This window comes from Paenibacillus aurantius, assembly GCF_032268605.1.
In the GTDB taxonomy this organism is placed as follows: Bacteria; Bacillota; Bacilli; order Paenibacillales; family NBRC-103111; genus Paenibacillus_AO; species Paenibacillus_AO aurantius.
On record NZ_CP130318.1, the window covers coordinates 259,705 to 282,397 of the forward strand.

General features: G+C 51.8%; 23 protein-coding genes and 1 other annotated feature. All 23 genes read left to right on the forward strand.

From position 1 onward, the window contains the following. Window positions 1-122: 122 nt before the first annotated feature. The 23 genes from epsC to rplC all read left to right on the forward strand — a co-directional run bounded on the left by epsC (window position 123) and on the right by rplC (window position 22,671). Window positions 123-800, forward strand: a complete 678-nt coding sequence (gene epsC / locus MJA45_RS01220) for a serine O-acetyltransferase EpsC (RefSeq protein ID WP_407083098.1) — start codon at window positions 123-125, stop codon at window positions 798-800. Continuing rightward, a complete protein-coding gene (gene cysS, locus MJA45_RS01225; RefSeq protein ID WP_315605496.1) occupies window positions 797-2,191 on the forward strand; it encodes a cysteine--tRNA ligase in 1,395 nt (464 codons plus the stop codon). Before epsC ends, cysS begins: the two co-directional genes overlap by 4 nt. After that, window positions 2,188-2,631, forward strand: a complete 444-nt coding sequence (locus MJA45_RS01230; protein WP_315605497.1) for a Mini-ribonuclease 3 — start codon at window positions 2,188-2,190, stop codon at window positions 2,629-2,631. The genes cysS and MJA45_RS01230 overlap by 4 nt, the downstream gene beginning before the upstream one ends. A gap of 2 nt (window positions 2,632-2,633) precedes the next feature. Beyond that, window positions 2,634-3,368 (forward strand): 23S rRNA (guanosine(2251)-2'-O)-methyltransferase RlmB, encoded by a 735-nt coding sequence (rlmB, locus tag MJA45_RS01235; RefSeq protein WP_315605498.1) that lies wholly within the window; start codon window positions 2,634-2,636, stop codon window positions 3,366-3,368. 4 nt (window positions 3,369-3,372) lie between these two features. Continuing rightward, a complete protein-coding gene (locus MJA45_RS01240; RefSeq protein WP_315605499.1) occupies window positions 3,373-3,909 on the forward strand; it encodes an NYN domain-containing protein in 537 nt (178 codons plus the stop codon). A 120-nt stretch (window positions 3,910-4,029) separates the two neighbouring features. Beyond that, a complete protein-coding gene (gene sigH, locus MJA45_RS01245) occupies window positions 4,030-4,677 on the forward strand; it encodes an RNA polymerase sporulation sigma factor SigH (protein WP_315605500.1) in 648 nt (215 codons plus the stop codon). A gap of 221 nt (window positions 4,678-4,898) precedes the next feature. Then, entirely contained in the window at window positions 4,899-5,048 is a 150-nt protein-coding gene (gene rpmG, locus MJA45_RS01250) for a 50S ribosomal protein L33 (protein ID WP_315605501.1), read from the forward strand. 21 nt (window positions 5,049-5,069) lie between these two features. After that, the gene (secE, locus tag MJA45_RS01255) at window positions 5,070-5,282 is read left to right on the forward strand and encodes a preprotein translocase subunit SecE (RefSeq protein WP_315605502.1); all 213 of its coding nucleotides are present in this window, start codon (window positions 5,070-5,072) and stop codon (window positions 5,280-5,282) included. 21 nt (window positions 5,283-5,303) lie between these two features. Continuing rightward, entirely contained in the window at window positions 5,304-5,837 is a 534-nt protein-coding gene (nusG, locus tag MJA45_RS01260; protein ID WP_315605503.1) for a transcription termination/antitermination protein NusG, read from the forward strand. 115 nt (window positions 5,838-5,952) lie between these two features. Further along, window positions 5,953-6,378, forward strand: coding sequence for a 50S ribosomal protein L11 (gene rplK, locus MJA45_RS01265; RefSeq protein ID WP_315605504.1), 426 nt, complete (start codon window positions 5,953-5,955; stop codon window positions 6,376-6,378). 108 nt (window positions 6,379-6,486) lie between these two features. Further along, window positions 6,487-7,179 (forward strand): 50S ribosomal protein L1, encoded by a 693-nt coding sequence (rplA, locus tag MJA45_RS01270; RefSeq protein WP_315605505.1) that lies wholly within the window; start codon window positions 6,487-6,489, stop codon window positions 7,177-7,179. Between the two features lie 42 nt (window positions 7,180-7,221). Continuing rightward, window positions 7,222-7,377, forward strand: a sequence feature (ribosomal protein L10 leader region). A 45-nt stretch (window positions 7,378-7,422) separates the two neighbouring features. After that, on the forward strand, window positions 7,423-7,935 hold the full coding sequence (gene rplJ / locus MJA45_RS01275) for a 50S ribosomal protein L10 (protein ID WP_315605506.1): 513 nt from the start codon (window positions 7,423-7,425) through the stop codon (window positions 7,933-7,935). A gap of 52 nt (window positions 7,936-7,987) precedes the next feature. Further along, window positions 7,988-8,353 (forward strand): 50S ribosomal protein L7/L12, encoded by a 366-nt coding sequence (gene rplL / locus MJA45_RS01280; RefSeq protein WP_315605507.1) that lies wholly within the window; start codon window positions 7,988-7,990, stop codon window positions 8,351-8,353. Between the two features lie 89 nt (window positions 8,354-8,442). Beyond that, on the forward strand, window positions 8,443-9,066 hold the full coding sequence (locus tag MJA45_RS01285; RefSeq protein ID WP_315605508.1) for a class I SAM-dependent methyltransferase: 624 nt from the start codon (window positions 8,443-8,445) through the stop codon (window positions 9,064-9,066). Window positions 9,067-9,375: 309 nt separating this feature from the next. Further along, window positions 9,376-12,912 carry a DNA-directed RNA polymerase subunit beta gene (gene rpoB / locus MJA45_RS01290; RefSeq protein ID WP_315605509.1) on the forward strand — a complete coding sequence of 1,179 codons (3,537 nt, stop codon included), beginning with the start codon at window positions 9,376-9,378 and terminating at the stop codon, window positions 12,910-12,912. A gap of 60 nt (window positions 12,913-12,972) precedes the next feature. After that, window positions 12,973-16,614, forward strand: coding sequence for a DNA-directed RNA polymerase subunit beta' (rpoC, locus tag MJA45_RS01295; protein ID WP_315605510.1), 3,642 nt, complete (start codon window positions 12,973-12,975; stop codon window positions 16,612-16,614). A gap of 136 nt (window positions 16,615-16,750) precedes the next feature. Continuing rightward, window positions 16,751-17,005 carry a ribosomal L7Ae/L30e/S12e/Gadd45 family protein gene (locus tag MJA45_RS01300; protein ID WP_315605511.1) on the forward strand — a complete coding sequence of 85 codons (255 nt, stop codon included), beginning with the start codon at window positions 16,751-16,753 and terminating at the stop codon, window positions 17,003-17,005. Window positions 17,006-17,125: 120 nt separating this feature from the next. Then, the gene (gene rpsL, locus MJA45_RS01305; RefSeq protein WP_315605512.1) at window positions 17,126-17,548 is read left to right on the forward strand and encodes a 30S ribosomal protein S12; all 423 of its coding nucleotides are present in this window, start codon (window positions 17,126-17,128) and stop codon (window positions 17,546-17,548) included. 37 nt (window positions 17,549-17,585) lie between these two features. Further along, on the forward strand, window positions 17,586-18,056 hold the full coding sequence (gene rpsG / locus MJA45_RS01310; protein WP_315605513.1) for a 30S ribosomal protein S7: 471 nt from the start codon (window positions 17,586-17,588) through the stop codon (window positions 18,054-18,056). Between the two features lie 39 nt (window positions 18,057-18,095). Further along, window positions 18,096-20,171: an elongation factor G gene (gene fusA / locus MJA45_RS01315; RefSeq protein WP_315605514.1), complete on the forward strand. Its 2,076-nt coding sequence runs from the start codon at window positions 18,096-18,098 to the stop codon at window positions 20,169-20,171. A 36-nt stretch (window positions 20,172-20,207) separates the two neighbouring features. Next, window positions 20,208-21,398 (forward strand): elongation factor Tu, encoded by a 1,191-nt coding sequence (gene tuf, locus MJA45_RS01320; RefSeq protein WP_315605515.1) that lies wholly within the window; start codon window positions 20,208-20,210, stop codon window positions 21,396-21,398. A 302-nt stretch (window positions 21,399-21,700) separates the two neighbouring features. Next, window positions 21,701-22,009, forward strand: a complete 309-nt coding sequence (gene rpsJ, locus MJA45_RS01325; protein WP_005544556.1) for a 30S ribosomal protein S10 — start codon at window positions 21,701-21,703, stop codon at window positions 22,007-22,009. Window positions 22,010-22,044: 35 nt separating this feature from the next. Next, window positions 22,045-22,671 (forward strand): 50S ribosomal protein L3, encoded by a 627-nt coding sequence (rplC, locus tag MJA45_RS01330; RefSeq protein WP_315605516.1) that lies wholly within the window; start codon window positions 22,045-22,047, stop codon window positions 22,669-22,671. Window positions 22,672-22,693: the final 22 nt, after the last annotated feature.

The window sequence follows — 22,693 nt, forward strand, 5'->3', positions numbered from 1 at the left end:
CCTACAAGTGGGAGCCGACTGACGGCACCCGAGCAGAGTGGAACCGCGTCGACAGCGCCTCTGCAGCCTTCCGGCTGCGGAGGCTTTTTTATCTTTTTTCAAGAAGTCAGGCACGTCCAACAATGTTAGAGAAGGTGAAATCCATGTTCCGCACCCTGCGTTCCGACATTCAGGCAGTGTTCGATAACGATCCCGCCGCACGGAGCAGATTTGAAGTGATTTTTACGTATTCCGGCATTCACGCCATTTGGCTGCACCGGATCGCCCACTGGTTTTTTGTCCGAAAGTATTTTACGTTAGCTCGCATCCTCTCCCAATTCGGTCGGTTCATGACCGGCATTGAGATTCACCCGGGGGCCCGCATCGGCCGGCGGTTGTTTATCGACCACGGGATGGGGGTTGTCATAGGAGAGACGTGCGAGATCGGCGACGATGTCGTGCTCTACCAGGGGGTGACCCTGGGGGGGACAGGCAAGGAGCGGGGGAAGAGACACCCGACTATTGGCAATAATGTGGTTATCTCGTCGGGGGCGAAGGTACTGGGCTCGTTTCGCGTCGGGGACAATTCCCGGATCGGGGCGAATTCCGTGGTGCTTCAGGAAGTGCCGCCGAACAGCACCGTCGTGGGCATCCCCGGCAAAATCGTCAAACGCGACGGCGTAAGGGTAGACCGCCTGAACCATGGAGATTTGTCCGATCCGGTCGTGGATCTATGCCGCAACCTGCAGCAGCAGATCGAAGAGCTGAAAACCGCCTTGGAGGAAGAGAAGAAGAAGAACGGAGGCATCGTTAAACTATGACGCTGAAAGTGTATAACACGTTAACCCGGACCAAGGAGGAATTCGTCTCCCTCGAGCCCGGCAAGGTCAAAATGTACGTCTGCGGACCGACCGTCTACGACTATATCCATATCGGGAACGCCCGCCCGGCCATTGTGTTCGATGTCGTGAGACGGCATCTGAAGTCGCTTGGCTATGAGGTGAAGTATGTCGTCAACTTTACCGATGTCGATGACAAGCTGATCAAGCGGGCGGAGCAGCAGGGAACGACCGTTCCGGAGCTGGCGGAGAAGTTTATCGAGGCTTACCGGGAGGACATGGAGGCGCTGGGGATTGTAGATATCATCAACCCCCGGGTGACGGAAAACATGCCGGAGATCATCTCCTTTATTGCGGGTCTGGTAGACAAGGGCATGGCATATGAGAAGGGCGGGGACGTGTATTTCCGCACCACCCGGTTCGACGATTACGGCAAGCTGTCCCACCAGAACCTGGAGGAGCTTCAGTTCGGCATCCGGGTCGAAGTGGACGAGCGCAAGGAGAATCCCCAGGATTTCGTCCTCTGGAAGGCGGCGAAGCCCGGAGAGATTTACTGGAGCAGCCCTTGGGGAGACGGACGCCCGGGGTGGCACATCGAATGCTCGGCCATGGCCGAGAAGTACCTCGGGGAGACGATCGACATCCATGGAGGCGGGCAGGATCTTCAATTCCCGCACCACGAGTGCGAGCTGGCACAGTCCGAAGCCCTGCACGGCAAAATGTTCGCCAAATACTGGCTGCATAACGGCTACTTGAACATCAACAATGAGAAAATGTCCAAGTCGCTCGGAAACGGGCTGAATGTCCGGGAGCTCCGGACGAAAACCAAGCCGGAGACCATCCGTTACTTCATGCTGACCACACATTACCGGAGCCCGCTTAATTTCAATGACGAGACCATTGCCCAGGCCGAAGGCAGCCTGGAGCGCATCTATAACTGCCTCTCGAACCTGGCGTACCGCAGCAAGGATGCCGCGGAAGGCGAAGCGGACGAAGAGGTAAGCCGCGCCGTGGAGCGGATCGGAGCCTTCTTCGTGCAGAAAATGAACGACGACTTCAATACACCGGACGCGATTACGGCTGTCTTCGATCTCGTGAGCGAGGCCAACCGTTACCTTCAGAAGGAAACGGTCACCCAAGCCACCATCGGACTAATCCAAAATCAGTTGAAAGCCATGAACGAGGTTCTGGGAATAATAGCCGAACAGGAGGAAGAGCTCCTGGACGAGGAGATCGACCGCCTGATCGAGGAACGGACCGAGGCCCGCAAAGCGAAGAACTGGGCGCGGGCGGACGAGATCCGCGATCTTCTCACGGAGCAGGGGATTCTGCTGGAGGATACCCCCCAGGGCATCCGCTGGCGGCGCAAATGACCATGGATTCGACGCTCTTGGCATTTGACCCGGCGAAGGACGCGAATCTGTTGAATCCTCTCGTGCTCGCTTATGTCGGGGACGCTGTGTATGAGGTGTTCGTACGCCAATACCTGGTGTCGCTGCCCAATCACCGGCCCCATCATCTCCACCGCCAGTCGACCCGGTTCGTCTCGGCCAAAGCCCAAGCGCGCTCCTTGGAACGGTGGATGCCTTTGCTGACCGAGGAGGAGGCGGATGTGGTGCGCAGAGGGCGGAACGCGAAGTCCGGGACCACGCCCAAAAACACCGACGTTCTCATTTACCGGCACAGCACGGCGTTCGAGTGCTTAATCGGTTATTTGTATTACCGCCAGCGGTTCGAACGGCTGCACGAGCTGATGAGCCTCAGCTTGGAGACCGCCGGCGAGCAGGCCGAGCCCAACAGGAGGGATAACTAATCATGGATGAATACATTGCAGGCAAGCATTCCGTACTGGAAGCCCTTCGTTCGGGGCGTCCCATCAACAAGATCTGGATTGCGGAGAACGCCCAGAAGCATCTGACCCAGCCCATCCTGGCGGAGGCCAAGCCGCTCGGCATTGTGATCCAATACGCCGACAAGCGTAAGCTCGATCAGATGGCGGGCGACGTTCAGCACCAGGGCGTGGTGGCCCAGGCCGCCGCGTATGAATACGCTGAAGTCAGCGATATTTTGGCGGAGGCCAAAAAAAGCGGAAAGCCGCCGTTTCTGCTCATTCTGGATGAAATCGAGGATCCCCATAACCTCGGGTCGATCCTCCGGACGGCGGAGTGCACCGGAGTAAACGGGATTATTATCCCGAAGAGAAGATCAGTGGGCCTGACGGCAACCGTGTCGAAAATATCGGCCGGCGCGGTGGAATACGTGCCTGTCGCCAAGGTGACAAACCTTGCCCAAACGATCGACGGGCTGAAAGAAGAGGGCATCTGGGTGGCGGGGGCCGACGGCAGCGCACGGCAGGATATTTACCAGACCGATTTTACGATGCCGATCGCGATTGTCATCGGTAACGAAGGCAAAGGAATCGGCCGCCTCATCAAGGAGAAATGCGACTTTCTGGTGAAACTGCCCATGTTCGGAAGCATCAACTCGCTGAATGCCTCGGTGGCGGCTTCCGTCTTCATGTACGAAGTCGTCCGGCAGCGGCACCAATAATTCCATGAACAGCATCAAGGAATACCTCATTGTGGACGGCTACAACATCATCGGCGCATGGCCGGAGCTGCAGAAGCTCCGGGATATCCGCCTTGAGGACGCCCGGGACCGGCTGATCGACCAGCTTGCCGATTACCAGGCCTTCTCGGGAGTGGAAGTGTACCTGGTGTTTGATGCCCATCAGGTTCCGGGCTTAGGGGGAAAGTATCAGCAGAGTAAGCTCAAAATCGTATACACCCGCGAGAAAGAAACGGCCGATGAACTTATCGAACGGCTGGTAAAAGAGCTGTCCGGCCGAAGGCGCCATATCCTGGTCGCCACCTCCGACATGACGGAGCAGCATGTCATCTTCGGGATCGGGGCTCTCCGGCTTCCGGCCCGTGAGCTTCTCGTCAAGGTGCGGGAAAGCCGCAAGGAGATCCGCCGCCAGATCGCCGAAGCGAAGGAGATGACCCGTAATCCGGCGCGGAATACCTTCGACAGCAAGCTGTCTCAGGAGATGAAGCAGCTCTTCGAAAAATGGCGGAGGGGCAATCCATAACTTTTCAAAAACATCCAATATTTTACGGTCGTAGTTGACGATAATCAAAAGCTTCATGTATACTTAACCTATCATTTTCAAGGAAAGTTGCCTTACAGGCTAAGCCGGAGGGATAGTTTAGTGGGTGTTGACCTCAATGAATTGAGAAAGCGCGATTTTGGGCAGATGACAGATGAGGACAACGTCGAAGCGGTTCGCGAAGGCAACAGCGAAGCTTTGGAATATTTGATCAACAAATACCGGAATTTTGTCAGAGCGAAGGCAAGATCGTATTTTCTGATCGGTGCGGACCGGGAGGATATCGTCCAGGAAGGCATGATCGGCCTCTACAAATCCATTCGCGATTTCCGGGGGGACAAGCTGGCCTCCTTCAAAGCCTTTGCCGAACTTTGCATAACGAGACAGATTATCACCGCCATTAAGACCGCCACCCGGCAGAAGCATATCCCTCTTAACTCGTACGTTTCCTTGGATAAGCCCATCTATGACGAAGATTCCGACCGCACCCTTCTCGATGTCATATGCGGCTCCAAGGTAACCGACCCGGAAGAACTGATCATCAATCAGGAGGAGTTCAACGGGCTTGAGGATAAGATGGGAGAGATCCTAAGCGATCTCGAACGCAGGGTGCTGATGCTCTATTTGGACGGGCGTTCCTATCAGGAGATCGCCGTCGATCTCGACCGTCACGTGAAATCGATAGACAATGCGCTGCAGCGGGTCAAGAGGAAGCTGGAACGGTACTTGGAAGTAAGAGACTTGAATTGAATAGACCAACGATCGGCATGCGCATTTTGCTAACCAGCAAGGTGCTTTTTTCTTTATATGGGAGGTTTATAGGAAGGCAACCTTGTCTATAATGCTAACGAATCCTTTCCTTGACAGGGATTTTGGTGTGTGCTAAAGTGTTTGGGTGACCCTTATTTGTCGATTGCATCTTAAGACAATCAGGGTTCTTTAATTCAGGTTGTCTCGGGAGGTGTAATCCAGTGCGGGTTATTATTACGTTAGCATGCTTGAACTGCAAGCAGAGAAACTATACGTCCAATAAGAACAAGCGAAACAATCCTGACCGCATGGAGAAGAAAAAGTATTGCAAATTTTGCAATTCACATCAGCTTCATCGCGAGACCAGGTAGTAGGTTCACGGAGGTGTAGTTGTGGGGTTTTTAGCCAGAATGAAACAAGGATTCGGCTCCACGTTCTCTTTCTTTACGGACAGTTGGGCGGAATTGCGGAAAGTGAAGTGGCCAAGCCGTAAAGAAATGATTAGTTACACAATCGTGGTGCTGGTCACCGTAGCTTTTGTAACAATCTATTTCGCTATTCTCGACCTTGGTATTTCCCAATTAGTCAGACTTGTCTCTAAATAAGGTAAACCATAGGAGACGATCATGGAAAAAAGATGGTATGTGGTTCATACCTACTCGGGGTATGAGAATAAAGTAAAGGCCAATTTGGAGAAGCGCGTCGAATCCATGAACATGCAGGACAAGATCTTCCGGGTGCTGGTGCCGATGGAAGAGGAACTGGTAAACAAGGACGGTAAGAAGAAGACCGTCATGCGTAAAGTTTACCCGGGCTATGTCCTCGTGGAAATGATTCAGACCGACGATTCTTGGTATGTCGTTCGAAATACGCCGGGGGTTACCGGGTTCGTGGGCTCGACAGGGTCCGGATCCAAGCCTACCGCCTTGCTGCCTGAAGAAGTGGATGCAATTCTCAAGCACATGGGTATGGAAGAACCAAAGCCGAAGATCGACTTCGATCTAAAAGAAACCGTCCGCGTGAAAGTAGGCCCTTTTGCCGATTTCGTTGGTTCCATCGAGGAAATCATCCCCGACAAGAGCAAGCTGAAGGTTCATGTGAACATGTTTGGAAGAGAAACCCCGCTTGAGCTGGACTTCACCCAAGTGGAAAAATTATAAGATTCCGATTACGGATTCCAAATGGTTTCTTCTAGGTCTATTCGACGGGATAGACCTTCATTAGTGGGAGGGGCTTCGTCCCGTTCGACCACACTACGGCAAGGAGGTGTCTCGCATGGCTAAAAAGGTAATCAAAATGGTAAAGCTGCAGATTCCTGCAGGAAAGGCTAACCCGGCTCCACCGGTAGGTCCGGCTTTGGGTCAAGCAGGCGTTAACATCATGGCGTTCTGTAAAGAATTCAACGCTCGTACCGCAGATCAGGCTGGTTTGATCATTCCGGTTGAAATCTCGGTTTTCGAAGACCGTTCGTTCACGTTCGTTACCAAAACCCCTCCGGCAGCAGTACTGCTCCGCGTGGTGGCAGGAATCCAAAAAGGTTCCGGCGAACCGAACAAAAAGAAAGTTGCTTCGGTATCCCGTGCAAAAGTACGTGAAATCGCCGAGCAAAAAATGCCTGACCTGAACGCTGCATCTGTTGAAGCTGCAATGCGTATGGTTGAAGGTACGGCCCGCAGCATGGGCATCACGATCACTGACTAATCCAACGTAACTTCCCGAAATGAGGATTCATTTCTTGTTTGGATGTAAGCGGCCTTGGAGCCGCTAGTGGGAGGATTATCCGTTATTACCACAAAAGGAGGAAACGTAATGCCGAAGCATGGTAAGAAATATGCAGAAGCGGTTAAAGGCATCGACCAGGAAGCTTTCTATGAGCCGATGGACGCCGTAACCGCCGTTAAAAAGGCTGCTACCGCCAAGTTCGACGAGACGGTTGAAGTAGCCGTTCGCTTGGGCGTTGACGCGAAGAAGCAGGACCAAGCCGTTCGCGGTGTGGTTGTCCTTCCTCACGGAACCGGTAAAACCAAACGCGTGTTGGTATTTGCCAAAGGCGAAAAAGCCAAAGAAGCCGAGCAAGCTGGCGCTGACTTTGTCGGCGATGCAGACCTCATCAACAAAATCCAACAAGGTTGGTTCGAATTCGACGTTTGCGTAGCAACGCCGGATATGATGAGTGAAGTAGGTAAGCTGGGACGTCTGCTCGGGGGTAAAGGTCTGATGCCTAACCCGAAAGCAGGAACCGTAACGTTCGACGTATCGAAAGCCGTTCAAGAGATCAAAGCGGGTAAAATTGAGTATCGCTTGGATAAAGCGGGCCAAATCCACGCTCCGATCGGAAAAGCTTCCTTCGGGGAGCAGCAATTGGGCGAGAACCTTCGTGCGCTGATCGATGCGTTGGTAAGATCCAAGCCGGCCGCTGCCAAAGGGTTATACCTGAAGAGCGCTGCTGTATCTTCCACGATGGGGCCAAGCGTTAAGCTGAACCTTCAATCCTTTAGATAAGCTCTTGACTATTATGGTCAACCTGTGCTAATCTAATGGAGTTTCCAATTGAATATGCTGCCGTAGACAGTAGGTGCTTGGGTGACCAAGCTTAATATCCTCCCGAGGTGTTGTGATATAGATTCGCGATTTCTTGTATAAAGAAATATCGATAAATCATGCCTTCGTAGTGTCTACGAAGGCTTTTCTATTTGTATAGAACGCACACGGTCGAGTGGCAGTACTGATTTAGGAGGTGTAACAATGGCAAATGCAAAAGTTCTTCAAGAGAAACAACAGATGGTTTCGGATGTGACGGCTAAGCTGCGTGACAGCTCCTGCACAATCGTTGCGGACTACCGCGGGCTGACGGTGGCACAAGTAACTCAACTGCGCAAATCGCTTCGCGAAGCGGGAGTTGAATTCCAAGTGCTTAAGAATACCCTGGTTCGCCGCGCTACGGCAGAGGCGGAACTGACGGAACTGGATGAATTCCTGAGCGGTCCTACCGCGATTGCTTTCAGCAAAGACGATGTTGTCGCTCCTGCTAAGATCTTGTCGGATTTCGCGAAGAAGAACGACAAGCTGAGTGTGAAAGCCGGTATCGTAGAAGGCAAAGTAGTTGGCGTTGACCAGATCAAAGCCCTGGCGGATCTTCCGTCCAGAGAGGGTCTGCTGTCCATGTTGCTCAGCGTGCTCCAAGCACCTATGCGCAACTTCGCGCTTGCAGTTAAAGCAGTCGGCGAGAAACAAGAAGGCGGAGCTCAAGAAGCGTAAGCTTTCCGCATAAATCAATCAATTACAAGAAAAGATAAATGGAGGTTCAACCATGAGCAAAGAGCAAATCTTGGAAGCCATCAAAGGCATGACGGTTTTGGAACTGAACGATCTGGTTAAAGCAATCGAAGAAGAATTCGGAGTAACGGCAGCAGCTCCTGTAGCAGTAATGGGCGGCGCCGGAGCAGCAGCAGAAGCCGAAGAGCAAAGCGAATTCGACGTAATCCTGACGAGCGCTGGCGCTTCCAAAATCAACGTTATCAAAGTGGTTCGCGAAATCACGGGCCTCGGCTTGAAAGAAGCAAAAGACCTGGTAGACGGCGCACCGAAGCCAATCAAAGAAAAAGTATCCAAAGAGGATGCAGAAGCTTTGAAAGCCAAATTGACCGAAGCTGGGGCAAGCGTAGAAGTAAAATAATGCACCACGACCCCTTGAAGGCTGGCCTTCAAGGGGTTTTTCATCCATAGGGGATAAGACACGCGAAGCCCAATGAGGAGGAACCCGCCTTGACTGAGCACTACTATACCAGTAAACCGTCTGTTAAAAGCGAGACTAGGCTGATCGAAGACAAGCTGAGAGGGCGCAAGTTTACTTTTGCCACCGATGCGGGAGTATTCTCGAAAGGCGGAATCGATTTTGGCAGTCGGCTGCTGATCGAAACGATGGAGATGGGCATAGACGACAAAGTGCTCGACATCGGCTGCGGGTATGGTCCGATCGGGTTAAGCGCGGCGGCTCTGGCCTCTAAAGGACAAGTGGTTATGCTCGACATCAACGAACGCGCGGTCGAGTTGGCTCGTGAGAATGCAAAGCGGAATTCCCTTTCCAATGTTCGGGTGGTCCAAAGCAACATATTGGAAGCGGTAGCCCAAGAAACGTTTGATTGCATTTTGACGAATCCGCCCATCCGTACGGGCAAAGAAACGGTTCACCGGATTTTTGAAGAAGCCTATCATCATCTTAATCCCGGCGGCTCCCTATGGGTGGTGATCCAGAAGAAGCAAGGGTCCCCTTCCGCTTATGCCAAGCTGGAGAGCCTGTTTGGGGAATGCAAAGAGGTCACCAAAGACAAAGGCTACCGGATTTTCCGCAGCATTCGGCATGAAGAAAATGGCGAAATTAGAAATTGACTATCGTTCGCCGATGTGGTATTATAATAAAATGTCAGCATAAAATGGGCTATATGTCTTTACTTAACTAAAATGTCAAGACTTTTTTATTTGCGGGAATAAAATTTTGCTTCCGTGAGTATAATGTTTAGATTTTAGGCAAATCTACAGATTATGGTGATTTTTTCATAACGACATAGGAAATCAAGAGACTTTGACGGCAATATGTTTGTTATGAGAAGTCCATAAGAGGGGCTTCGCATGAAGCTTTTTCTTGTTTTTTTAGAAGAATCACAGTTTCATTGAGTAGACACAAGGGGTGAAGAAAAGTTGGCAGGACATCTTGTACAATTTGGACGACGTAAACGCAGAAGCTATGCTCGAATTAACGAGGTGCTGGAAATTCCTAACCTGATAGAAATCCAACAGAAATCATACCAATGGTTTCTGGATGAAGGATTACGGGAGATGTTTCAGGATATTTCCCCAATTCAGGACTTTACAGGGAATCTGGTGCTGGAATTTATCGACTACAGCTTAGGAGAGCCCAAGTACAATGTCGATGATTCCAAGGAACGCGACGTTACGTACGCAGCCCCTTTACGCGTTAAGGTTCGTTTGTTTAATAAAGAAACGGGCGAAGTGAAAGAGCAGGAAGTCTTTATGGGTGATTTCCCTCTGATGACCGAAACCGGAACCTTTATTATCAACGGTGCGGAACGTGTTATCGTCAGCCAGCTCGTTCGTTCTCCCAGCGTCTACTTCAGTACGAAAGTTGATAAGAACGGCAAAAAAACCTTTACCGCTACCGTGATCCCTAATCGCGGAGCTTGGCTTGAGCTGGAAACCGACGCCAAAGATATCATCTATGTAAGAATTGACCGTACGCGCAAAATTCCGGTGACCGTACTCCTGCGGGCGCTTGGATTCGGCAGCGATGCAGAAATTCTTGAGCTGCTTGGCGACAATGAATATATTCGCAATACGCTGGACAAGGACAGCACGGATTCCACGGAAAAGGCCCTCATCGAGATTTATGAGAGGCTGCGTCCGGGCGAGCCGCCTACCCTCGACAACGCGAGGAGCTTGCTGGTAGCCCGTTTCTTCGATCCGAAGCGCTATGATCTTGCCAATGTAGGCCGCTATAAAATTAACAAGAAGCTTCATATTAAGAACCGCTTGTTCAATCAGCGGCTCGCCGAGACTCTGGTGGATCCTGAAACCGGTGAAATCATTGCCGAAGCCGGGCAGATGCTCGACCGCCGTTTGCTGGATCAGGTGCTTCCTTATCTCGAAAAGGGAGTGGGCTTCAAGGATTATACCGTTCATAACGGCGTAACCGATGAGGATACCATTCCTATGCAGGTGGTTGAAGTTTATTCTCCGCTGGAAGACGGGAAAATAACCAAGGTTATTGCTAACCGCAATATCGACAAGTCGGTTAAGAACATTACCCCTGCGGATATTATTTCTTCCATCAATTATTTTATTAACCTACTTCATGGAATTGGAAACACGGACGATATCGACCATCTGGGCAACCGCCGTCTCCGTTCCGTGGGCGAACTGCTTCAGAACCAGTTCCGGATCGGGCTCTCCCGTATGGAGCGTGTGGTTCGTGAGCGGATGTCCATTCAGGATGCCAATGTGATTACTCCGCAGGCCCTGATCAACATACGTCCGGTCATCGCCTCCATTAAGGAGTTCTTCGGCAGCTCCCAGCTGTCTCAGTTTATGGACCAGACGAATCCGCTGGCCGAGTTGACGCACAAACGCCGTCTTTCGGCGCTGGGACCCGGCGGTTTGACGCGGGAGCGTGCGGGCTTCGAAGTTCGTGACGTTCACCACAGTCACTACGGTCGGATGTGTCCGATCGAGACGCCGGAGGGACCGAACATCGGTCTGATCAACTCCCTGTCGACGTTCGCTCGCATTAACGAATACGGGTTCATCGAGGCTCCTTACCGTTGGGTGGACCCCAACACGGGCGTCGTGACCGAGCAAATCGCTTACCTCACAGCGGACGAGGAAGATAACTACGTCGTGGCACAGGCCAACGCCGTGCTGACGGATAGCAATACCTTTGAGGAAGAACAGGTTATCGTCCGTTTCAAAGATGATATTCTTACGCTTCCTCGTGAACGCGTTGACTATATGGACGTATCCCCGAAACAGGTCGTTTCGGTCGCGACGGCGTTGATTCCGTTCCTGGAGAACGATGACTCCAACCGTGCGCTGATGGGTTCGAACATGCAGCGGCAGGCCGTTCCTCTCCTTATCCCGAAATCTCCTCTCGTAGGAACCGGGATGGAACACAAAGCCGCGAAGGATTCCGGCGTATGTATTGTAGCCCGTCATGACGGGTTCATTGAGCGGGCGTCCGCTAACGAAATCTGGGTTCGCCGCCAGCAGATGGTTGACGGCAAGCTGGTCAACGGCGACCTGGACAAATATAAGCTTCATAAGTTTATGCGTTCCAACCAAGGAACCTGCATCAACCAGCGTCCGCTCGCTCATCGCGGAGATGTTGTCAAAGCCGGTGACATTCTGGCCGACGGCCCTTCGACAGAGCAAGGGGAATTGGCGCTCGGACGCAACGTGGTCGTCGCCTTTATGACATGGGAGGGCTACAACTACGAGGATGCCATCCTGCTGAGCGAGAAGCTGGTTAAGGAAGATGTTTACACCTCGATCCACATTGAAGAATACGAATCGGAAGCCCGGGATACGAAGCTTGGGCCGGAAGAGATTACCCGTGATATCCCTAACGTCGGGGAAGATGCGCTGAAGAATTTGGATGAGCGTGGAATTATCCGTGTCGGTGCGGAAATCGCCGCGGGCGATATCCTCGTAGGGAAAGTAACGCCTAAAGGGGTTACCGAGCTTACGGCGGAAGAGCGTCTGCTTCATGCGATCTTCGGGGAGAAAGCAAGGGAAGTCCGCGACACCTCGCTCCGCGTTCCTCACGGAACCGACGGAATCGTGGTTGACGTTAAGGTCTTTACCCGAGAGAACGGGGACGAGTTGCCGCCGGGAGTTAACCAGCTTGTTCGTGTCTATATCGCACAGAAGAGAAAGATCTCCGAAGGCGACAAAATGGCCGGACGCCACGGGAACAAAGGGGTTATCGCCCGCATCCTTCCGGAGGAAGACATGCCGTTCCTGCCGGATGGCACGCCAGTGCAGGTTGTGTTGAACCCGCTCGGGGTTCCTTCCCGGATGAACATCGGGCAGGCCTTCGAGGTTCACTTGGGAATGGCCGCCAAAGCGCTTGGCATTCACACCGCCACGCCGGTATTTGACGGAGCTCGCGAGGACGACGTATTTGACACCATGGAAGAAGCCGGCATGAACCGCAGCGGGAAAACGATTCTTTACGACGGACGCAGTGGCGAGCCGTTCGAGCGGGAAGTTACCGTGGGTGTCATGTACATGATTAAGCTGGCTCACATGGTTGATGATAAAATCCATGCCCGTTCGACGGGTCCATACTCTCTCGTTACCCAGCAGCCTCTCGGCGGTAAAGCCCAGTTCGGCGGGCAGCGTTTCGGGGAGATGGAGGTTTGGGCGCTGGAAGCTTACGGTGCGGCTTATACCCTGCAGGAAATTCTGACGGTTAAGTCGGATGACGTGGTAGGGCGCGTGAAGACCTACGAATCCATTGTCAAAGGCGAGAATGTTCCGGAGCCAGGCGTTCCTGAATCGTTCAAGGTTCTGATTAAAGAGCTTCAAAGCTTGGGCATGGATGTCAAAATCCTCTCTGCGGATGAGGAAGAAATCGAAATGAAGGAATCCGACGAGGACGAAGATGCGGGAAGCGACAAGCTGAACCTGAACCTCGAAGGAGCCGAGATGGGCGCGGAGTAATAGAGGACCGATCAGGTTTGGCACGACTATCAAGATGTTAATTTTAAGGAGGGTTGCTCCTTGATCGACGTGAATAACTTTGAATATATGAAAATCGGATTGGCTTCCCCGGAGAAGATCCGTTCATGGTCGCGCGGCGAGGTAAAAAAACCGGAAACCATTAACTACAGAACCTTGAAGCCGGAGAAAGAAGGTCTTTTCTGTGAAAAGATCTTCGGACCGACCAAGGACTGGGAATGCCATTGCGGCAAATACAAGCGGGTCCGCTACAAGGGCGTCGTTTGTGACCGTTGTGGAGTTGAGGTTACCCGTCAGAAGGTCCGCCGTGAGCGTATGGGCCATATTGAATTGGCTGCTCCGGTATCGCATATTTGGTACTTTAAAGGAATCCCGAGCCGGATGGGTCTGGCTCTGGATATGTCCCCGCGTTCTCTGGAAGAAGTTATTTACTTCGCTTCCTATGTCGTGACGGATCCGGGAGATACGCCTCTCGAGAAGAAGCAGCTTCTCTCCGAGAAAGAATACCGCAGCTACCGTGAGAAGTACGGCTATGCTTTCCAGGCTGGTATGGGTGCCGAAGCCGTTAAGAAGCTTCTTCAGGACATCGATGTCGATCGGGAGCTGGATATGTTGAAGGAAGAGCTGAGAACGGCTCAAGGGCAGCGCCGCAACCGGGCTATCAAGCGCCTTGAAGTCATCGAAGCTTTCCGTAACTCCAAGAACCTGCCGGAGTGGATGGTGCTGGATGTCCTTCCCGTTATCCCTCCGGAGCTTCGTCCGATGGTACAGCTGGACGGGGGACGTTTTGCGACCTCCGACCTTAACGATCTGTACCGCAGGGTTATCAACCGGAACAACCGCCTGAAACGTCTGCTTGACCTCGGCGCACCGGACATTATCGTCCAGAACGAGAAACGGATGCTCCAGGAAGCTGTTGACGCCTTGATCGACAACGGACGCCGCGGCCGTCCGGTAACGGGACCGGGTAACCGTCCGCTGAAATCCCTCAGTCATATGCTGAAAGGGAAACAGGGGCGCTTCCGTCAGAATCTGCTGGGTAAACGGGTAGACTACTCGGGCCGTTCCGTTATCGTAGTAGGGCCGAGTCTGAAAATGTACCAGTGCGGACTTCCGAAGGAAATGGCGCTGGAACTGTTCAAGCCTTTCGTTATGAAAGAGCTGGTTAACAAAGGTCTTGCCCATAATATTAAGAGCGCTAAGCGGAAAGTCGAACGCAGCAGCTCGGATGTATGGGACGTGCTGGAAGAGGTCATCAAGGAGCATCCGGTGCTTCTGAACCGTGCCCCCACACTGCACAGATTGGGGATCCAGGCGTTCGAGCCGATTCTCGTGGAAGGCCGCGCGATTAAGCTTCACCCGCTCGTATGTACGGCTTACAACGCGGACTTTGATGGTGACCAGATGGCGGTTCACGTTCCGCTTTCGGCTGAAGCCCAGGCAGAAGCACGTCTTCTGATGCTGGCCGCGGGCAATATCCTTAACCCTAAGGACGGCAAACCGGTCGTTACGCCTTCGCAGGATATGGTTCTGGGAAGTTTCTACCTGACCATGGCCAACCGCAAGGCCAAAGGATCCGGCTTGATTCTCGGGTCTGTTAAGGAAGCCATCTCCCTTTACCAGAGAGGAATTGCTTCTCTGCATGCCGTGGTGGCCATCCCAGCGAAGGTCCTGAACAAAACGAGCTTCACCGAAGAGCAGCAGAACGCCATGCTCGTCACCACCATCGGGAAAATCATTTTCAATGAAATTTTCCCTCCCGAGTTCCCTTATATCAACGAGGCGACCAAAGCCAACTTGAACAACGGAACGCCGGATGAATATTTCGCCTTCGAGAAAGGAGCGGACCTCCGCGCCAAAATCGAAGAGACACCTGAGAAAATTGCCATCGGCAAAGAGTACCTGGGAACCATTATCGGAGAGTGCTTCCGCCGTTACCATACGACGCAAACCTCCGTTATTCTCGATAAAATCAAAGAGCTGGGCTTTACCTACTCCACCAAAGCAGGGATTACGATCGCCGTATCCGATGTTACGGTTCCGCAGGAAAAAGCACGGATCATTAAAGAATCCGAAGAGAAGGTCAGCACCGTTACGAACCAGTACCGCCGCGGCTTGATCACGGATGAAGAACGGTACGACCGCGTTATCGCCATCTGGAGCAAAGCCAAGGACGAAATTACGGATATTCTGATGAAATCCTTGGACAAATTCAACTCCATTAACATGATGGTGGAGTCGAAGGCGCGGGGTAACAAATCGCAGATCACCCAGCTCGGCGGAATGCGCGGTCTTATGGCGAACCCGTCCGGTAAGATTATCGAGCTCCCGATTATTTCGAACTTCCGTGAAGGCCTCACCGTATTGGAATACTTTATTTCCACACACGGTGCCCGTAAAGGTCTTGCCGATACGGCCCTTCGTACCGCGGACTCCGGTTACCTGACCCGTCGTCTCGTCGACGTAGCCCAGGACGTTATCGTTCGGGAAGAAGACTGTGGCACCGACAAGGGCTTCACCGTCAGCAAGATTCAGGACGGCAAAGAAGTTATCGAGGACCTGTACGACCGGATCGAAGGCCGATACTCGTTCGAAACGGTTAAGCATCCGCAAACCGGCGAAGTGATTGTCGCACGCAACGAGCTTATCGAAGCAACCATTGCGGACGCTATTGTTAATGCCGGAGTCGAACAGCTGCAAATCCGTTCCGTTCTTAGCTGCCGCGCCCGCCATGGCGTCTGTAAGAAGTGCTATGGGCGTAACCTGGCAACCGGTCAGCACGTAGAGATCGGGGAAGCGGTCGGCATTATCGCAGCCCAGTCGATCGGGGAGCCGGGAACCCAGTTGACGATGCGTACGTTCCATACCGGGGGCGTTGCCGGAGACGACATTACCCAAGGTTTGCCTCGTATCCAGGAATTGTTTGAGGCCCGTAACCCGAAAGGGCAGGCCATCATTTCCGAGATCGACGGAACAATCAAGGATATCCGGGAAGCCAAAGACCGCCGCGAAATCGAGGTTCAGGGCGAAGCCGAGTCCAAGGTGTATGCTGTTACTTACGGTTCCCGTATCCGGGTAACCAAAGGCCAGCAGATCGAAGCCGGGGATGAGCTGACGGACGGTTCGATCGACCCGAAAGACATGCTACGGATCAAAGGGATCCGCGGCGTACAGAACTATATCCTGCAAGAAGTTCAGCGCGTTTACCGTAACCAGGGTGTAGAAATCAACGACAAGCACATTGAGGTTATGGTTCGCCAGATGCTCCGCAAAATCCGCGTAGTCGATGCGGGTGATACCGTTCTGCTGCCAGGGGCTTTTGTAGACATTCACGAATACGAAGCAGCTAACAAGAGCGCGTTGATTACCGGAGCAGAGCCTGCCGTAGCCAAGCCGGTACTGCTGGGTATTACCAAGGCATCCCTTGAAACGGATTCGTTCCTTTCCGCCGCCTCCTTCCAGGAGACTACGAGAGTTCTTACGGATGCCGCTATCAAAGGGAAGGTCGATCAGCTGCTCGGTCTTAAGGAGAACGTCATTATCGGTAAGCTGATTCCGGCTGGAACCGGGATGGCCCGCTACCGCAATATCCGGATTGTCGATCCGAATGAAGAAACAGCCCAGGCTGAAGGTTCGGAAGGCCAGGAATCCAAGGATGACGGAGAAGTGCCGTTGGAAGTTTAATAGGGGCGTTCAAGAAAGTTCATAAATTCCCAGCAGGGAAGGCATGAACTTTCTTGACACCGTATTTTTGAAATGATACTATATCGAAGTGTGCCAAAAACAATAGTTAACTTACCTGTGCTTTGGAGGACTGAGAATGCCCCTTGATAAAGTGAAACAGGCTGGGAAATTAAGTGTTGGCACGAAACAGGCGACAAGAATGGTCGAGCTTGGAAAAGCTTCTGAGATGTTCGTTGCCAAAGATGCAGATCCGCGTATCACAACCAAAATAGTGAACCTCTGCCGTAAATGCGGAGTCAAAGTTACCTATGTGGATTCCATGAAACAGCTTGGAAAAGCTTGCGGAATAGAAGTGGGAGCGGCCGTGGCTGCTGTCGCGAATGAGGAATAGACAATGTTTTTATTTCAGGAAAGGCATCGGGTCTTGAGATAAAAACATTTCGTTTGCTCAAACGCGACTCACCTGGATCTGTGGACTTAGAAGTATACTTCATTGGAAGGGGGTGCCGAAATGCCAACAATCAATCAGCTAGTTCGTAAAGGACGTCAAGCGAAAGTAGAGAAATCCAAATCGCCTGCTCTGCAAAAAGGATTCAATGCCTTGAAAAGAGAAGAAACCGATCTGAGCGCTCCGCAAAAACGTGGAGTATGCACCCGTGTCGGTACGATGACTCCTAAGAAGCCTAACTCCGCACTGCGTAAATATGCGCGTGTTCGTCTGACTAACCGTGTAGAGGTAACAGCCTACATCCCGGGTATTGGTCACAACCTGCAAGAGCACAGTGTTGTTCTTGTTCGTGGCGGAAGGGTAAAAGACTTGCCAGGTGTACGTTACCACATCGTTCGCGGTGCATTGGATACCGCTGGGGTTAACAACCGTATGCAAGCTCGTTCGAAGTACGGAACGAAGCGTCCTAAAGCTAAAAAATCCTAATGATTTCTATTGATCTTTTTGAGAAAGGGGGATAACAATGCCACGTAAAGGTCCCGTAACACGCAGAGACGTTTTGCCTGATCCGATTTACAGCAGCAAGCTCGTTACTCGTCTGATCAACCGCATCATGATCGACGGTAAGAGAGGAACGGCTCAGAAAATTCTGTACAATGCCTTCAACACGATTCAAGAGCGTACAGGCAAGGATCCGATGGAAGTTTTCGAACAAGCCATCAAGAACATTATGCCGGTATTGGAAGTTAAAGCTCGTCGTGTAGGTGGTGCCAACTATCAGGTGCCAATCGAAGTTAAACCGGAACGCCGCACATCCTTGGGATTGCGTTGGTTGGTTAACTACTCCCGCCTGCGCGGTGAGAAAACGATGGAAGAAAGACTCGCTTCCGAGATTATCGACGCCAGCAACAACACCGGCGCTGCTGTTAAGAAGCGCGAAGATACGCACAAAATGGCGGAAGCCAACAAAGCGTTCGCTCACTACCGCTGGTAGGATATAAGCAGAACCACACATTAGAAAGGAGACCCACCCATGGCTAGAGAGTTCTCCTTGAAAGATACACGTAACATCGGGATCATGGCTCACATCGATGCCGGTAAAACGACTACGACCGAGCGCATCTTGTTCTATACGGGGCGTACGCACAAGATCGGGGAAGTTCACGAAGGTGCGGCCACGATGGACTGGATGGAGCAGGAGCAGGAGCGCGGAATCACCATTACTTCCGCTGCTACCACCGCTCAATGGAAGGGTCACCGGATCAACATCATCGATACGCCAGGACACGTAGACTTCACCGTTGAAGTTGAACGTTCCCTTCGTGTATTGGACGGAGCAGTGGGTGTATTCAGCGCTAAAGAAGGCGTTGAGCCCCAATCCGAGACCGTTTGGAGACAAGCGGACCGTTATGGTGTTCCCCGTATCGCCTACGTAAACAAGATGGATATTATCGGTGCAGACTTCTTGGGTGCCGTTCAGCAGATGCGTGAGCGTCTGGGCGCCAACGCTGTGCCAATCCAGCTTCCGATCGGTGCGGAGAACGACTTCCAAGGAATTATCGATCTGATCGATGAAGTAGCCTACATGTACAAAGATGACCTGGGCAAAGACATCGAGCAAACGGAAATTCCAGCGGAATACAAAGAAAAAGTTAGCGAACTGAGAACCGAATTGGTGGAGAAGGTCGCTGAACTGGACGAAGACCTGACCATGAAGTATCTGGAAGGGGAAGAAATTTCCGTTCCTGAACTGAAAGCCGCTCTGCGTAAAGGAACGGTTGAAGTTAAGATCTTCCCGGTTATTTGCGGTTCTTCCTACAAAAACAAAGGCGTACAGCTTATGATGGACGCGGTTATCGACTTCCTGCCGGCTCCTATTGATGTTCCTGACATCAAAGGTGTTCTGGAAGACGGAACCGAAGTAACCCGTAAGTCTGCAGACGACCAGCCGTTCTCGGCTCTGGCTTTCAAGATCATGACCGACCCGTTTGTTGGTAAGCTTACCTTCTTCCGTGTCTACTCGGGTATCTTGAACTCCGGATCCTATGTGCTTAACGCTACCAAAGGGAAGCGCGAAAGAATCGGACGGATTCTGCAAATGCACGCCAACAGCCGTCAAGAGATCACGGAAGTATACTCCGGTGATATCGCAGCAGCTGTAGGTCTTAAGGACACGACGACGGGAGACACCCTCTGTGATGAGAAGAATCCAGTTATTCTGGAATCCATGAACTTCCCTGAGCCGGTTATCTCGCTGTCCCTTGAGCCTAAAACAAAAGCCGACCAAGATAAAATGGGTATCGCTTTGTCCAAGCTGTCCGAGGAAGATCCAACTTTCCGCGCACACACGGACGAAGAGACAGGCCAAACGATTATCTCCGGTATGGGTGAGCTTCACCTCGAAATTATCGTAGACCGTATGTTGCGCGAATTCAAAGTGGAAACGAATGTAGGTAAACCTCAGGTTGCTTACCGTGAAACTTTCCGTGCGGCTGCTAAGGTTGAAGGTAAATTCGTTCGCCAGTCGGGTGGTCGCGGTCAATACGGTCACGTATGGATCGAGTTCGAACCACGCGAGCCGGGCGAAGGCTTCTTGTTCGAGAACAAAATCGTCGGCGGCGTAGTGCCAAGAGAATACATCGCTCCTGTTCAAGCAGGTATCGAAGAATCCATGAAGAATGGTGTTATCGCTGGCTTCCCGCTGGTTGATATCAAAGCTACCATTGTCGATGGTTCCTACCATGATGTTGACTCCAGTGAAATGGCGTTTAAGATCGCTGGTTCCATGGCACTGAAAGCCGCAAAAGACAAGTGTAACCCTGCGCTCCTCGAGCCGATCATGAAAGTGGAAGTAACCGTACCGGAAGAGTACATGGGCGACGTTATGGGTGACCTTAACTCCCGCCGTGGACGCATCGAAGGTATGGATTCCCGTCACGGGGCCCAAATCATCCGCGCCAAAGTGCCTTTGGCTGAGATGTTTGGATATTCCACCACGCTTCGCTCGCGTACGCAAGGTCGCGGAGTTTACTCCATGGAGATCTCCCACTATGAAGAAGTGCCTAAATCTATTGCAGAAGAAATTATTGCAAAGAACAAAGGCGCCTAACATATTAACAAGCTAAATTAAGGAGGAATCGTTACAATGGGAAAAGCTAAATTCGAACGTAATAAACCGCACGTTAACATCGGTACTATCGGTCACGTTGACCATGGTAAAACGACCCTGACGGCTGCAATCACAACTGTACTGTCCAAAAGATATGGTGGCGCAGCTGTAGCTTTCGACCAAATCGACAAAGCTCCGGAAGAGCGCGAGCGCGGGATCACGATCTCCACGGCTCACGTTGAATACGAAACTCCTAACCGTCACTATGCTCACGTTGACTGCCCAGGCCACGCTGACTATGTTAAAAACATGATCACCGGTGCAGCTCAAATGGACGGAGCTATCCTGGTTGTATCCGCAGCTGACGGCCCAATGCCGCAAACGCGCGAGCACATCCTGCTCTCCCGCCAGGTAGGCGTTCCTTACATCGTCGTATTCATGAACAAATGCGACATGGTAGAAGACGAAGAGCTTCTGGAACTGGTTGAAATGGAAATTCGCGACCTGCTGAGCGAGTATGAATTCCCAGGCGACGACACTCCAATCGTTCGTGGTTCCGCTCGTGAAGCTCTGCAAAACCCAGACGGCGAGTGGGCTAACAAAATCGTTGAGCTCTTCGAGCAAATCGATACCTACATCCCAACTCCTGAGCGCGACACTGACAAGCCTTTCCTTATGCCTGTCGAGGACGTGTTCTCCATCACGGGCCGTGGTACGGTTGCTACCGGTCGTGTAGAGCGCGGTACGGTTAAAGTCGGCGACGAGATCGAAATCATCGGTCTGGTTGAAGAAACGAAGAAATCCGTTGTTACGGGCGTTGAAATGTTCCGTAAGCTTCTGGATTCCGCTCAAGCCGGTGACAACATCGGAGCCCTGCTTCGTGGTGTAGACCGCAGCAACATCGAGCGCGGCCAAGTATTGGCTAAGCCAGGTTCCGTTAAGCCTCACACGAACTTCAGCGCTCAAATCTACGTTCTGACCAAAGAAGAGGGTGGCCGTCACAAACCTTTCTTCACAGGCTACCGTCCACAGTTCTACTTCCGTACAACGGACGTAACGGGTATCATCAACCTGCCAGAAGGTACCGAAATGGTTATGCCTGGCGACAACATCACGGTAACGGTTGAGCTGATCGCTCCTATCGCTATCGAAGAAGGTACTCGCTTCGCTATCCGCGAAGGCGGACGTACGGTTGGTGCCGGTGCGGTTGCTACGATCTCCAAGTAATAAGCTTTCGGCTTACCAAGGACTCTCACCTTCGGGTGGGGGTTCTTTTTATATAGAAGCTTCAGTCGGTTTAAAGCCATACGCTTATGGAAAAAACTATAGAAAATAAAATAGAAAGAAAAGCAGGGATTTCCCTTGCTTTCTTGGGCTCTTTTTTATATAATAGTGAACGTTGGTCTGTGACGTTGCGATGATGTGAGAGGTTGTTGATACGCCCGGCTCCTTTGCCATTGGAACGGGGATCAAGATATTTTCACGGAGTATGTCCGATACTAAATTGGGCGATAGAAGGAGGGACTTATATGGCAAAGCAAAAGATTCGTATCCGTTTGAAGGCATACGATCACAGGATTCTTGATCAGTCCGCAGAGAAGATTGTAGAGACCGCTAAACGTTCGGGTGCAGGTGTATCCGGGCCGATTCCGCTTCCGACGGAAAAGCAAATCATCACGATTCTCCGCGCGGTACACAAGTACAAGGATTCCAGGGAACAATTCGAAATGCGTACACACAAGCGCTTGATCGATATTGTTAACCCAACACCGCAAACGGTAGATGCTTTGATGCGTCTGGATTTGCCGTCCGGCGTGGACATTGAGATCAAGCTTTAATACATTATGAAACGTAAAGGGAATGAGGTGTCAACATGACAAAAGGTATCTTAGGGAAGAAGCTGGGGATGACTCAAGTCTTTACTCCTGAAGGATTGGTTCTGCCGGTTACCGTAATCCAAGCGGGTCCTTGCGTAGTATTGCAGAAGAAGGACGTGGAGAACGACGGCTACGAAGCCATCCAAATCGGTTTTGACGATAAGAAAGAAAAGAACGCCAATAAGCCGGAGTCGGGCCATGCGAAGAAAGCAGGCGCGACACCTAAGCGCTACATTAAAGAATTCCGCGGAATTCAGCTGTCGGATTATGAAGTTGGCCAGGAATTGAAGGCCGATCTGTTCGCTGAAGGCGAATTCGTTGATGTCACGGGCACTTCTAAAGGTAAAGGATTTACCGGTACGATCAAAAGATGGGGACAATCCCGTGGTCCAATGGCACACGGCTCGCGTTACCATCGTGGACCGGGTTCCATGGGTTCGATTCAAGCGAACCGCGTTCCTAAAGGCAAACACCTTCCAGGACACATGGGAAAAGAAACGGTCACTCTGCAGAACCTGCAAGTAGTAAGAGTTGATGCGGAACGCAACGTGCTGCTGGTTAAAGGCTCCGTACCCGGACCTAAAAACAGCTACGTCAGCGTGAAAACAACCGTTAAAAAATAAAGAAGCGGGAAAGGAGGATAAC